This is a genomic window from Xanthomonas sp. WHRI 1810A (assembly GCF_040202885.1).
Classification (GTDB): Bacteria; Pseudomonadota; Gammaproteobacteria; order Pseudomonadales; family Pseudomonadaceae; genus Aquipseudomonas.
On record NZ_JBEGED010000008.1, the window covers coordinates 203,618 to 215,890 of the forward strand.

Here is a 12,273-nt window from a genome sequence, read left to right on the forward strand (position 1 = left end):
GCGGCGTTCAGCGCGCCCAAGCTTGCCGCTGCTTGAGCGAGGGGGTAAACCTTGGGGCAACGACCGCTCGCAGGAACGCCCTATGTACCCGCAGATCACGCAAGTCGACAGCGATGCACCACTGCCCGAAAGTGCCGATGTGGTGGTGATCGGCGGGGGCATCGTCGGGGTCTGCACCGCGTATTTTCTGGCGCAGCGGGGCGTCTCGGTGGTGCTGGTGGAGAAGAGCGGCATTGCCCACGAGCAGTCGTCCCGTAACTGGGGCTGGGTGCGGACCATGGGCCGCGACGTGGCGGAAGTGCCGTTGGCGATTGCCAGCCTCAAGCTGTGGGACGACTGGGCAAACACACTCAAGCACGACACCGGTTTCACCCGCGCCGGGATTCTCTATGCCTGCGAATCCGAGCAAGAGATCGCCGACAAGGCGGCCTGGCTGGCCCAGGCGCAGCCGTTGGGGATCGATGCCCAATTGCTGGACACCGCGCAGATCGAAGCCCGCCTTCGCTCCAAAGTGCCCGCTTCGTGGAAGGGTGCGTTGTTCACCGCCACCGATGGCCGCGCCGAACCGGACATTGCCACCGCCGCCATCGCTGAAGGCGCGCGGGCCCTGGGCGCCAAACTGTTTACCCGCTGCGCCGCGCGCTCCCTGGAAACCGAGGCCGGGCGGGTCAGTTCGGTGATTACCGAAATGGGCGAGATCAAGTGCAATACCGTGGTGCTGGCGGCAGGGGCGTGGTCGAGTCTGTTCTGCCGCAACCTGGGGATTCGGTTGCCGCAGTTACGGGTGTTGGGTTCGGTGATGCGCACCGCGCCGCTACCGGGCGGCCCCGAGTGCGCGGTGGCCACCGAAAAAGTTTCGTTCAGGAAACGCGCCGACGGCGGCTACACCATTGCCATGCGCAACGCCAACATCGCGCCGCTGGTGCCGGACAGCTTCCGTTTCCTGCCGGACTTCCTGCCGATGGTCAAGGCGCACCATCAGGAGTACCGGCTGCGGGTCACCGGCCAGAGCTGGCAGGAAATCAACACCCCGGCGCGCTGGGCCAACGATCAGCCGACCCCCTTCGAGACCCAGCGTCTTTACGACCCACAGCCGGTGGACGTCTTCCTCGACAAGGCCCTGGCCATGCTGGCGACGCAGTTCCCGATCTTTGCTCAAGCCACCATCGAGCAGCGCTGGGCCGGCTTGATCGACGTGACGCCGGACATCATTCCGGTGATGGATGAGGTCGAGTCGATCCCGGGCTTTTACCTGGCCACCGGCTTTTCCGGCCACGGCTTCGGCATCGGGCCCGGCGCCGGGCACCTGATGGCGGACCTGATCACCGGCGATCAACCACTGGTCAGCCCCACCCCGTTTCGTTTCGCCCGGTTCGCCCGATGAAACGCCTGGGCTCAGGCGCGATCGAGCACCGGGCTCAGGCGCTCGGTGATGCCTTCGGCTTCCCGGTGCATGGCCGCCACCAGCCGCTGCTGATAAGTGTCGGTCAGGCGCGAGGTCAGCAGCGCGCTGCTCAAGGCGCCCAGCGGCGCACCCTCGGTGCCGCGAATCGGGATCGCCACGCCGGTGTACAACGGAAGAATCTTGTCAGTCAGGCCGCAGGTGTAACCCTGCTGGCTGACTTGATCGATCGCTTCGCGCACTGCCGCGGTGTCGATGCCGTATTCACGCAGCAGGCGCGGGGCGTTGTGGTTGAGAATCTCGTTGCGCTTGGCGGCGGGCATGTGGCTGAGCAAGGCCAGCGAACCTTGTCCCACGCCGCTCAAGACCCGGGCGCCGACGCAATGGGCAAAGCTTTTGGTCGGGTTGCCGCCCTCCTGGATTTCCAGGCACAGCGCGTAATAGCCGTCCTGCACAAACAGGAAAAAACTGTCCTGAAAGGCCTCCGAGAGCCGCAGCAAGGCCGGCCGCGCCAGTTCGCGCAGGCCGCCGGTGTTGCCCGCCTGGGCGCCCAGGCTCAGCAGCTCGTAGCCCAGAAAATAATGACCGCGCAGCCGGGGCAGGCGCACGAATCCGTAGGACTTCATGGCCTTGAGCAGGCGGTACAGGGTTGCCCGGCTCAGTTGCGTTTCGGCGCTCAGCGTCTCGATGCTGGCGCCGTGTTCCCCGCGCGCCGCGATGGCCTGGAGGATTTCAAATGAACGGTCCAGCATTTGCGTCCCTTGGGTGCTGCAACGCTGCGAACGGGGTGGCAGTGATTCGGTTTGGGGCACGTTTGGATCTCCCTGGAAGCAGGCGATGTCTGGCCCATGGTCAGCCGGGGCTGAGGGTCGGTGCGCGAAGCGATATTCACCAGGTGCTGGCCGCTCAATACATTGCAATTTTCAGGCCTTGCGCTTTGCTCCCCACACCGCCTCGTCGTACGTGGCCTTGACTGAAGGAGAACGCCCCATGCAGCCAACCTCTTTGCAGCCCGCACGCGTCGCGCTGATTTCCGGTGCCAATCGCGGCATCGGCGAAGCGATTGCCCGCCAACTGGCCGGTAATGGCTGGTGCGTGTCCCTTGGCATGCGCACGCCCACCCCGGCCAGCTGGCATCAGGCCGAATCGGTGCAGGTGGTGGCCTATGACGCCAATGACCCGGCCGCCGAAGCCCGTTGGGTAGCCAGCGCCCTGGAGCGCTTCGGGCGCATCGACGCCATCGTCGCCAACGCCGGCCTGATGATTCGCAAAACCGTGGTGGAGGCCAACGAAGCCGACATGGACGCGCTGCTGGACGTCAACGTCAAAGCCCCGCGCCGGCTGGCCGTGGCCGCCTGGCCGGCGTTGAGCGTCAGCGGCCGGGGGCGGGTGATCATCATGGCGTCGCTGTCCGGCAAACGCGTGAAATCGGCGGCCTCCAGCCTGTATTCGGTGAGCAAGTTCGCCGCACTGGGCCTGGCCCACGGTCTGCGCCACAGCGGCTGGGACCTGGGCATCCGCGCCACGGCCATCTGCCCCGGTTTCGTGGCCACCGACATGGCCCGCAGCCTCAGCACCCGTGAAGACGCGCAAATGACCGCCCCGGCCGATCTGGCGCTGCTGATCAACACCCTGCTGGACCTGCCCAACGAGGCGAGCGTCGCCGAGTTGAATATCAACTGCCAACTGGATGATAGCTACTGATGCCTGGACCTCGCGTAGTACCCGTGCATGGCGACGAACAGCTGCCCGACCGCGTTGACGTGGTCGTCATCGGCGGCGGAATCATTGGCGCGTCCACCGCGCTGGAACTGGCCGAACGCGGCTTGAAGGTGGCCTTGTGTGAAAAGGGCGGCATCGGGCATGAGCAGTCGAGCCGCAACTGGGGCTGGGTCAGGATTTCCCGGCGCGACCCTCGGGAGCTGCCGTTGATGGCCCACGCGCTGACGTTGTGGGACGGTCTGGCCGCGCGGATTGGCAAGGACGTCGGCTACACCCGATCCGGCATCCTGTTTACCTGCGCCGATGAAAAAAGCTACGAAGAACACGAACGCTGGAAGCGCAATCTGGAGGAGTATCCGGTCACGGCGCGGATGGTGTCCGGCGCCGAACTGGGCAGTCTGTTGCCCGAGGTCAATCGCTTGCGGGTCAAGGGCGCGCTGTACACCCCGGATGACGGCCGGGCCGAGCCGCAGCAGGCGGCGCCGGCAATTGCCGAAGCGGCCCGGGCCAAAGGCGCCTTCATCTTCACCGAATGCGCCGTGCGCGGCATCGAACAATCCGCCGGCCGGGTCAGCGGCGTAATCACCGAGCGTGGGCCGATTGCCTGTAGCTCGGTGGTGCTGGCGGGTGGCGCGTGGTCCAGCCTGTTTTGCTCGCCGCTGAGCGTGCACTTGCCCCAGCTCAAAGTGCTCAATTCCGTGATCCGCACCACGCCCATGGAAGGCGGGCCGCAGTCCGCCATCTGGGCCGCCGAATTTGCCGTGCGCAAGCGCCAGGACGGCGGTTACACCGTCGCCTCGGGCCACGAAAACATCGCCGACATCGTGCCGGATTCGTTCCGCCACGCCCGGCAATTCATGCCCGCGTTCAAGCAGGAGCGCGCCTCATTGTCGCTGCGTCTGGGGCAGCGGTTTTTCCAGGAGGCCGTGCTGCCACGACGCTGGGCGCTGGACGAGGCCAGCCCCTTCGAATACCGCCGGGTGCTGGACCCGGTGCCGTCGATCCGCCAGTCCAATCGGGCGCTGGAAAGCCTGACCCAGGCCTTCCCGGTGTTCGCCAATGTGCGGATCGCCCAGCGCTGGGGCGGCATGATCGATGTCACCCCTGACGCCGTGCCGGTGATTTCTCCGGTGGACGCGGTGCCGGGCTTTTTCATCGCCACCGGGTTCTCCGGTCACGGCTTTGGCATCGGTCCGGCGGCGGGGCGTTTGATGGCCAATCTGGTCACCGGCGAAACCCCCATCGTCGACACCAAAGCGTTCGCCCTGTCGCGCTTCAGCGACGGCTCCACGCCGATGCCGATCTCCGGATTCTGAGGGCTGACCCACCAGACACATGCTCACGCAGCCACCTGCAAGCTCGAACATACGGGCCAGGGTTCATCGCTTACGACGACTTCAGGCGCAAGCCACCTGCCTTTATTGATGATGGGAGCTTCAGCATGGCGCAACGCGATGATTCGGAACCAGGCAACACCTTGCTCAACCCCACCCGGCGCCAGGCGCTGGCGATGGCGATTATCGGCGCGGCCGGGGTGATGCTGCCCTTGGGCCGCGCCAGCCAGTCGTTCGCGGCGATGAAGGCCCCGGCCAGCGGCCAGGTGGTCATCGGCCTGTCACAGGAGCCCACCGTCTTCAACCCGCACATGCCCCACATCGAAGTGGATGACGGTATTCATTGGAATGTCTTTGATCCGCTGTTTGGTATTTCGCCTGCCGGCGAGTTCACCCCGGCCCTGGCCGTGGAAGTGCCGACCGTGGCCAACGGCGGCATCTCGGCCGACGGTCTGCAGTGGAAGATCAAGCTGCGCGATGACGTCAAATGGCACGACGGCAAACCGTTCACGGCCGAAGACGTGAAATACACCCTGGAGCTGATCGTATCCCCGAACTTCCGCAGCGGTCGCCGCGCCGGGCACGACCTGGTGCGGGACATCACCGTGGTCTCGCCCACTGAAATCCACTGGCGCATGGAAAAGTCCTACGCCCCGTATGCGTCAATCCTGTCGTGGACGTTCATGGTGCCCAAGCACGTTCTGTCCGCCGCAGCCGACGTCAACAGTGCGCCGTTCAACAATGCACCGATTGGCACCGGGCCGTTCAAGTGGGCCAGCCGCGTGGCCGGCGATCACATCCAGCTCAAGGCCAACCCCGATTACTACGGCACTGTCGCGCAGATCGACAGCGTGATCTTCAAGTACATCCCCGACCTGACCGTGCTTTACACCCAGTTCAAGACCGGCGACATCGACGTCACCGCCATGCAGGGCATCACCCCCGATCACTACCAAGAAGCCAAGGGCCTGGCCGACCGCACTGTCGTGATCCTGCCGGTGGCGACGGTGGAATCGGTTTCGTTGAACATGGAGCGTCCGCAGTTCAAGGACCCGGCCGTGCGCAAGGCGCTCTACCTGGCCATCGACAAGAAAACCATCATCGACGAGCTGTACTACGGTCTGGTGCTGCCCACTGAAACCTTCATGCCGCAGCAATCGGCGTACTTCAACCCGAACCTGCCCAAGCAGAGCTTCAACATCGATGAGGCCAACAAGATCCTCGATGAAGCGGGCTGGAAGCCGGGCGCCGGTGGCATTCGGGAGAAGGGCGGGGTGCGCCTGTCGTTCACCAACTCCACCACCGCCGGCAACCAGATTCGCGAACAGGCCCAGCAGTTCATTCAGCAGACCTGGCAGGCCATCGGTGTCGAGATGAAAATCTCCAATCTGCCGCCCGCAGTCATGTGGGGGGATTACTGGACGCAGTCCAAATTCGATTCGGTGGTGGTGGGGAACAATTTCCTGACGGGCGCCGATCCGGACGTGCGCGACTACTTCGGTTCCACCTCTATCAACGCGCAAGGCGGTGCCGGGCAAAACAGCACGCAATACAAGAACAGCAAGGTGGACGAACTGCTGGCCCAGGGCGCATCGCTGCAAGACATCGCACAGCGCAAGGCGGTGTACGTGAAGGTGCAGGAGATGATTCGGGACGACCTGCCGATCCTGCCGCTGTTTCAGTACACCTACGTGCGGGGCTACAAATCGAAGCTCAAGGGCTTTGCCGGCAACATCAATCTGCGCATCGAGCCGTGGAACGTGAACACCTGGTCCTGGACCTGACAGTCAGTCAGCGCCCGGCACTGTTTGCCGGGCGTCGCTCAGCTCTCAGAAGGAATACGCCATGCCCCAATACATCCTCAATCGCTTGGGCCAGAGCGCAATTGTCCTGGTACTGGTTTCCCTGATCGGCTTCATTGTGCTGAATCTGGCACCCGGCGGGCCCATGTCGCAGTTCGCCATGAACCCCGGCATGAGCCAGGCGGAACTGGACCGCATCGCCGAGCAACTGGGCCTGCACCGCCCGCTGATGGTCCAGTATTTCGAATGGTTCACCCGCTTGTTCATTGGCGACTGGGGCCGTTCGTTCCGCGATGGGCGGCCGGTGCTGAGCGTGATTGCCGGGCATTTGCCCGCCACCTTGCTGCTGATGGGCACGGCCACCGTGCTGTCGGTGATCGTCGGCACCTGGGTCGGCGTGCTGGGCGCGGTGCGGCGCTACTCGGTGTTCGACACCCTGGCCACGGTGGGGGCGATGGTGGCGCTGTCGATTCCGACGTTCTGGTTCGGCCTGGTGGCGATCTTCTTTTTCTCCCTGTACCTGGGCTGGTTGCCGGCGGGCAACATGTACACCATCGGCGATCAATCGGTGGGGGATTACGCCATTCACTTGATCCTGCCGGTGGCGGTGCTGGCGTTGGTCAACGTCGCAATCTGGAGCCGCTACATGCGCTCGGCCACCCTGGACGTCATCGATCAGGACTTCGTCCGCACCGCTCGCGCCAAAGGATTGCCCTATCGCCGGGTGCTGACCCATCACGTCATTCGCAACGCGCTGCTGCCCATGATCACCCTGGCCGGCCTGCAGATCCCGACCATCCTCGGCGGCGCGCTGGTGACTGAAACGGTGTTCACCTGGCCCGGCATGGGCCGCCTGTTTCTCGACAGCCTGGGCTACAGCGACTACCCCGTGATCATGGGCATCCTGATGTTCTCGGCGATTCTGGTGCTGCTCGGCAATCTGCTTGCCGATCTGCTGGTGGGCGTTGCGGACCCGCGCGTCCGACTCGGTTAAAGGAGCACTGCACATGAGCACCGCCACATTTTCCCTGCCGTCTTCCGGGCGTCTGGCCTGGTTGAGCAATCCGACCCTTTCGCGGTTCATGCGCCACAAACTGGCGGTGCTGGGCGTGGTGATGATCACCGGGCTGGTGCTGGCCTGCGTGTTCGGGCCGTACCTGCTGCATTACAACGACCTGACCATCGACATCCGCAACCGCTTCTCGCCACCGCTGACCGGCAACCACTATCTGGGCACCGATGCCCTGGGCCGCGACACCGCCGCCCGCTTGCTCAACGCCGGGCGGATTTCCCTGACGGTGGGCTTTTTCGCCATGCTGATCAGCACCGTGATCGGCACTTTCATCGGCGTGGTCGCCGGTTACTACCGGGGCTGGATCGGCGCGTCGCTGATGCGTTTCGTCGATGCCTTCCTGTCGTTCCCCAGCGTGTTCCTGGTGCTGGTCCTCGCCGCGTTCATCAAGCCCAGCCCGATCATGATCACCCTGATTATCGCGGTGACCAGCTGGATGGAAATCTCGCGCATCGTCGAGGCCGAAATCCGCTCGTTGCGCGAGCGCGACTTCACCCTGGCCGCGCGCATGGTGGGGGCCAGCAACCGCTGGATCATGTTCCGCGAGCTGGTGCCCAACGCCATCGGCCCGATCATCGTCGCCGCCACGCTGACCATCGCCAACGCGATCCTGCTGGAGGCGTACATCAGCTTTCTGGGCTACGGCATCCAGCCGCCGCTGGCGAGCTGGGGCAACATGCTCAACGCCGCGCAGCAGTACCTGGGCAAGGCGCCGTGGCTGGCGATCATCCCCGGCCTGGCCATCACCCTGGCGGTGACCAGTTTCAATTTCATCGGTGACGGTCTGCGCGACGCGCTGGACGGCAGGAGTGACCTGAAATGAACCCGGACGAAAAGATCAGTGTGTCTCACCTCAGCGTCGCCTTTCGCCGCGGCAGCCATTATGTGCCGGTGGTGCATGACATCAATTTCAGCATCCGTGCCGGCGAAACCCTGGCGCTGGTGGGCGAGAGCGGTTCGGGCAAAAGCGTCACCAGCCTGGCCATGATGAAGCTGCTGGCGGCGGCCCCGAAAACCCGCATCGACGGCAGCGCGGTGGTGGCCGACAGCGCCGGCAACGCCATCGACCTGGTGGCCATGAGCGAACAGCAGATGCGCCACGTGCGCGGCAACCGGGTGGCGATGATCTTTCAGGAGCCGCTGACGTCGCTCAATCCGGTGCACCGGGTCGGTGACCAGATCGCCGAAGCCATTCGTTTTCACGAGCACTTGAGCAAGCCACAGGCTCGGGCCCGGGCCCTGGCGCTGCTGGAACAGGTGGGCATCCCGGAGCCGGCCCAGCGCCTGGAAAGTTTTCCCCACGAGCTGTCCGGTGGCATGCGTCAGCGGGTGATGATTGCGATTGCCCTGGCCATGGAGCCGGACGTGTTGATCGCCGACGAGCCGACCACCGCGCTGGATGTCACGGTGCAGGCGCAGATCCTGGACCTGTTGCGCACGCTGCAGAAGAAGAACGGCATGGCGATCCTGTTCATCACCCACAACTTCGGGGTGGTGGCGGAAATCGCCGACCGGGTGATGGTGATGTACGCCGGTCGCATCGTCGAACAGGGCAGCGTGGCCCAGGTCCTGTCGGCGCCGCGCATGCCCTACACCCGCGGGTTGCTGGCCGCTGTGCCGCGTTTCGAACAGGCCGGGCTGGGGCAGGGCGAGCTGGGCACGATCCCCGGTTTCGTCCCCGATCCGTCGGCACCGCCCGCAGGCTGTGCATTTCACCCGCGTTGCGCGTTCAGCATCGCCGGGCGCTGCGACAGCCATGCCCCGGCGCTGGAGGAGGTGGAGCAGGGTCATCAACTGCGTTGCGTGCGCTGGCGGGAACTGCCGGCCAATCTCGGGCTGGCCCCGGTCGCGCTGGAAATGGGAGGTGCCTCATGAAAAAGCAGCCACCCTTGATCGAGGCCGTGGGCCTGAAGAAATACTTCCCGGTGCGCAAAAAGTTGTTCGTCAGCAGCCGGGGTCGCGACGACAACCTGGTGCGCGCGGTGGACGGCGTCGACCTGTCCATTGCGCGAGGTGAAGTGCTGGGGCTGGTGGGGGAAAGCGGTTCGGGGAAAAGCACCCTGGGCCGCAGCCTGATGATGCTCGACCCGCCTACCGACGGCCACATCCTGTTCGATAGCACCGAGATCACGCCCTTCAACGACCGCTTGCTCAAGCCCTATCGCAAGCGCATGCAGATGGTGTTTCAGGACCCGTACGGCTCGCTCAATCCGCGCATGACCGTGGCCGAAATTCTGGGCATGCCGTTGCGCTTCCACGCCAAAGAACTGGACGCCCGTGGCCGACGGGATAAAGCCGAACAGGCCCTGGAAACCGTGGGCCTGCCGTCGCAGTACCTGGACCGCTACCCCCATGAGTTCTCCGGCGGGCAGCGTCAGCGCATCGGCATCGCCCGGGCCCTGACCCTGGAGCCTGAATTCATCATGGCCGATGAACCGGTGTCGGCGCTGGACGTGTCGGTGCAGGCCCAGGTGCTGAACCTGTTTTCGCGCATCCGCCAGCAGATGAACCTGACCATGCTGTTCGTCACCCATGACCTGGCGGTGGTGGGGCACATTGCCGATCGCGTGGCCGTCATGTACCTGGGGCGCATCGTCGAAGTGGCGCCCACCCGGGAGCTGTTCAGCCACCCGCGCCATCCGTACACCGAAGCGCTGATGTCGGCAATCCCGATGCCCGAGCCCGGTCAGCGCCGCCAGCGCATCGTGCTGCAAGGCGATATTCCCAGCCCGATTTCGCCGCCGTCCGGCTGTGCGTTTCGGACCCGCTGCCCGTACGTATTGCCGGCGTGCAGCCAGGAGCGTCCGCCGCTGCGCATGGTCTCGCCGGGGCATGGCACGGCCTGCATTCGCGATGACCTGTCGTTGATTTCGCCGCTGGATCAGCCCCGGGAAGCGCTGAGCGACATGCTGGACGGCGCCGCTCGCCGGGAGGGGGCGCGATGAAGTTTTCTGCGTTCGACACGTCGCTGTGGTTCGCCACCGCCGCCGCGCCGATCCCGACCTCGGCGCTCAATGAACGGGTGGAGGCCGAGGTGTGCATCGTCGGCGGTGGCTACACCGGGCTGACCACCGCCCTGGAATTGGCGCGCAGCGGGGTGAGTGTGGTCCTGCTGGAAGCCGAGGAAATCGGCTTCGGCGGTTCCGGGCGTAACGCCGGGCATTGCACGCCGACCTTCCACCATCATTCGATCCCCCAAGTACGGCAATTGCTGGGGGCGGAGCGCGGCAAGCGGCTGATCGCCCGGCAGACCGGGGCCAATACCGTGGTGGCCGATTACATCACGCGTTACGCCATCGACTGCGAATGGCAACAGAACGGCTACCTAATGGCGGCGCACACGCCCGGCGCCCTGACGCGCCTGGCGCTGAAAACCGAGGAGTACAACGCCGTCGGCCAGGACACGCGGCTGATGGATCGCGAACAGGCCAGCGCCTTGACCGGCAGTCAGCGTTTTCACGGTGGCTGGTTCCATCCGGCGGCCGGGCACCTCAATCCGCTGGGCTATGCCCGGGGGTTGGCGCGGGCGGTGGTGCAAGAGGGCGGTCGGCTGTTTTGCCGGTCATTGGTGAGCACGGTAGCGCGCCAGGGTGATCGCTGGCAGATCAACACCGGCAACGGTTCGGTGCTGGCTGACAAAGTGATATTTGCCACGGGGGCCTACACCCGGCTCGGTTGGCCGGGGCTGGACCAGACGTTTCGGATTCAGAAGGTGTTTGTCGCTGCCACCGAGCCGCTGCCCGATTCCGTTCGCCGGGAGGTGTTGCCTCAGGACACCACCACCCACGACGGGCGCGGCGACATCTTCGTCTACAAGTACAACGCCGAGGGCCGCATCGTCGCGTCGATGTTCCCCATGGGTCGCCGGGGCCGGGACATGGCGTTTACCCGACAGGTCATGGGCGAACGCCTGAACTGGTTGCATCCGCAGATCCCCAAGAACGTGGGCTGGGATTATTTCTGGACGGGCGAACTGGACATGCAGCGCAAGACGATCCCGCGTCTGTACCAGCTGGCGCCGGGGGTGGTGGCGCTGACCGGCCTGTCCGGACGCGGCGTACCCACCGGCAGCATGTTGGGCGGCATCCTCGCCGACTGGGCGCGAGACGTCCCGGCCGATGAACTGGCGCTCCCCCTTGAACCCCTCAGCGCGGCGCCGACCTACATGGCGTTCGCGCCTTCCCTGGCGCTGCGCTACTACCGCTGGCGCGACAACCGCGCGGCCCGACACGAGGGCGTGACGTTGCCGCCGTTTCATTGATTCACGGCAGCACTCTTCTTACCTGTAGCCGCGAACTTGCTCGCGGGGCGTTGGGCTGGATTCACCCCGGCGGGCGCTTCGTCAACAAGTTGGTTCCTACAGGCGGACCGCGTATACGGCGTAACACCTCTTCTTTGTAGGCGCTGCCGAAGGCTGCGATGCGGTGGGTCAGGCAAATCGGTGATCGCTGGTGTTGGGGCCGCTTCGCAGCCCATCGTCGGCAAGCCGGACTCCCACGCCCTCCGGGCAGAAGCGAGGCCGCAGAACGCCGAAGACGGGCATTTGCCTTTGATTCTGGCCGCAGGCCGTGGGAGCTGGCTTGCCTGCGATCTGTCGCGCAGCGGCAGTGAAACCTGTGTACGCGGTGGGTCAGGCATAACGCGGTGGGAGGTTTTGGGGCTGCTTCGCAGCCCATCGTCGGCAAGCCGGACTCCCACGCCCTCCGGGCAGAAGCGAGGCCGCAGAACGCCGAAGATGGGCATTTGCCTTTGATTCTGGCCGCAGGCCGTGGGAGCTGGCTTGCCTGCGATCTGTCGCGCAGCGGCAGTGAAACCTGTGTACGCGGTGTGTCAGGCATAACGCGGTGGCAGGTTTTGGGGCCGCTTCGCAGCCCATCGTCGGCAAGCCGGACTCCCACGCCCTCCGGGCAGAAGCGAGGCCGCAGAACGCCGAAGATGGGC

The 12,273-nt window shown here is 65.0% G+C and carries 10 protein-coding genes; 9 read left to right on the forward strand and 1 reads right to left on the reverse strand.

The features are described 5' to 3' along the window. Positions 1-82: 82 nt before the first annotated feature. Complete coding sequence (locus tag ABQX22_RS14275) at positions 83-1,384, forward strand: NAD(P)/FAD-dependent oxidoreductase (RefSeq protein ID WP_349800502.1); 1,302 nt, start codon at positions 83-85, stop codon at positions 1,382-1,384. 11 nt (positions 1,385-1,395) lie between these two features. Here the strand turns inward: ABQX22_RS14275 and ABQX22_RS14280 are convergent, their stop codons facing one another. After that, a complete protein-coding gene (locus tag ABQX22_RS14280) occupies positions 1,396-2,214 on the reverse strand; it encodes an IclR family transcriptional regulator (RefSeq protein WP_349800503.1) in 819 nt (272 codons plus the stop codon). 178 nt (positions 2,215-2,392) lie between these two features. Here ABQX22_RS14280 and ABQX22_RS14285 point away from each other — a divergent pair, with 178 nt between their 5' ends. From ABQX22_RS14285 to ABQX22_RS14320, 8 genes are all read left to right on the forward strand, one after another. Further along, positions 2,393-3,106 carry an SDR family NAD(P)-dependent oxidoreductase gene (locus tag ABQX22_RS14285; RefSeq protein ID WP_349800504.1) on the forward strand — a complete coding sequence of 238 codons (714 nt, stop codon included), beginning with the start codon at positions 2,393-2,395 and terminating at the stop codon, positions 3,104-3,106. Beyond that, positions 3,106-4,440: an NAD(P)/FAD-dependent oxidoreductase gene (locus ABQX22_RS14290; protein WP_349800505.1), complete on the forward strand. Its 1,335-nt coding sequence runs from the start codon at positions 3,106-3,108 to the stop codon at positions 4,438-4,440. The genes ABQX22_RS14285 and ABQX22_RS14290 overlap by 1 nt, the downstream gene beginning before the upstream one ends. Positions 4,441-4,565: 125 nt before the next feature. Beyond that, complete coding sequence (locus ABQX22_RS14295) at positions 4,566-6,242, forward strand: peptide ABC transporter substrate-binding protein (protein WP_349800506.1); 1,677 nt, start codon at positions 4,566-4,568, stop codon at positions 6,240-6,242. Positions 6,243-6,303: 61 nt separating this feature from the next. Further along, a complete protein-coding gene (locus ABQX22_RS14300; RefSeq protein WP_349800507.1) occupies positions 6,304-7,254 on the forward strand; it encodes an ABC transporter permease in 951 nt (316 codons plus the stop codon). 13 nt (positions 7,255-7,267) lie between these two features. After that, on the forward strand, positions 7,268-8,155 hold the full coding sequence (locus tag ABQX22_RS14305; RefSeq protein ID WP_349800508.1) for an ABC transporter permease: 888 nt from the start codon (positions 7,268-7,270) through the stop codon (positions 8,153-8,155). Next, the gene (locus ABQX22_RS14310; RefSeq protein WP_349800509.1) at positions 8,152-9,207 is read left to right on the forward strand and encodes an ABC transporter ATP-binding protein; all 1,056 of its coding nucleotides are present in this window, start codon (positions 8,152-8,154) and stop codon (positions 9,205-9,207) included. The genes ABQX22_RS14305 and ABQX22_RS14310 overlap by 4 nt, the downstream gene beginning before the upstream one ends. Beyond that, on the forward strand, positions 9,204-10,277 hold the full coding sequence (locus ABQX22_RS14315; RefSeq protein ID WP_349800510.1) for an ABC transporter ATP-binding protein: 1,074 nt from the start codon (positions 9,204-9,206) through the stop codon (positions 10,275-10,277). The genes ABQX22_RS14310 and ABQX22_RS14315 overlap by 4 nt, the downstream gene beginning before the upstream one ends. Next, complete coding sequence (locus ABQX22_RS14320) at positions 10,274-11,593, forward strand: NAD(P)/FAD-dependent oxidoreductase (RefSeq protein WP_349800511.1); 1,320 nt, start codon at positions 10,274-10,276, stop codon at positions 11,591-11,593. The genes ABQX22_RS14315 and ABQX22_RS14320 overlap by 4 nt, the downstream gene beginning before the upstream one ends. The last annotated feature ends 680 nt before the right edge of the window (positions 11,594-12,273 follow it).

Excerpts from the sequence above, each read along its gene's own strand:
- ABQX22_RS14275 (WP_349800502.1), top strand. The coding sequence starts at position 83 with ATGTACCCGCAGATCACGCAAGTCGACAGCGATGCACCACTGCCCGAA.
- ABQX22_RS14285 (WP_349800504.1), top strand. The coding sequence starts at position 2,393 with ATGCAGCCAACCTCTTTGCAGCCCGCACGCGTCGCGCTGATTTCCGGT.
- ABQX22_RS14290 (WP_349800505.1), top strand. The coding sequence starts at position 3,106 with ATGCCTGGACCTCGCGTAGTACCCGTGCATGGCGACGAACAGCTGCCC.
- ABQX22_RS14295 (WP_349800506.1), top strand. The coding sequence starts at position 4,566 with ATGGCGCAACGCGATGATTCGGAACCAGGCAACACCTTGCTCAACCCC.
- ABQX22_RS14300 (WP_349800507.1), top strand. The coding sequence starts at position 6,304 with ATGCCCCAATACATCCTCAATCGCTTGGGCCAGAGCGCAATTGTCCTG.
- ABQX22_RS14305 (WP_349800508.1), top strand. The coding sequence starts at position 7,268 with ATGAGCACCGCCACATTTTCCCTGCCGTCTTCCGGGCGTCTGGCCTGG.
- ABQX22_RS14310 (WP_349800509.1), top strand. The coding sequence starts at position 8,152 with ATGAACCCGGACGAAAAGATCAGTGTGTCTCACCTCAGCGTCGCCTTT.
- ABQX22_RS14315 (WP_349800510.1), top strand. The coding sequence starts at position 9,204 with ATGAAAAAGCAGCCACCCTTGATCGAGGCCGTGGGCCTGAAGAAATAC.
- ABQX22_RS14320 (WP_349800511.1), top strand. The coding sequence starts at position 10,274 with ATGAAGTTTTCTGCGTTCGACACGTCGCTGTGGTTCGCCACCGCCGCC.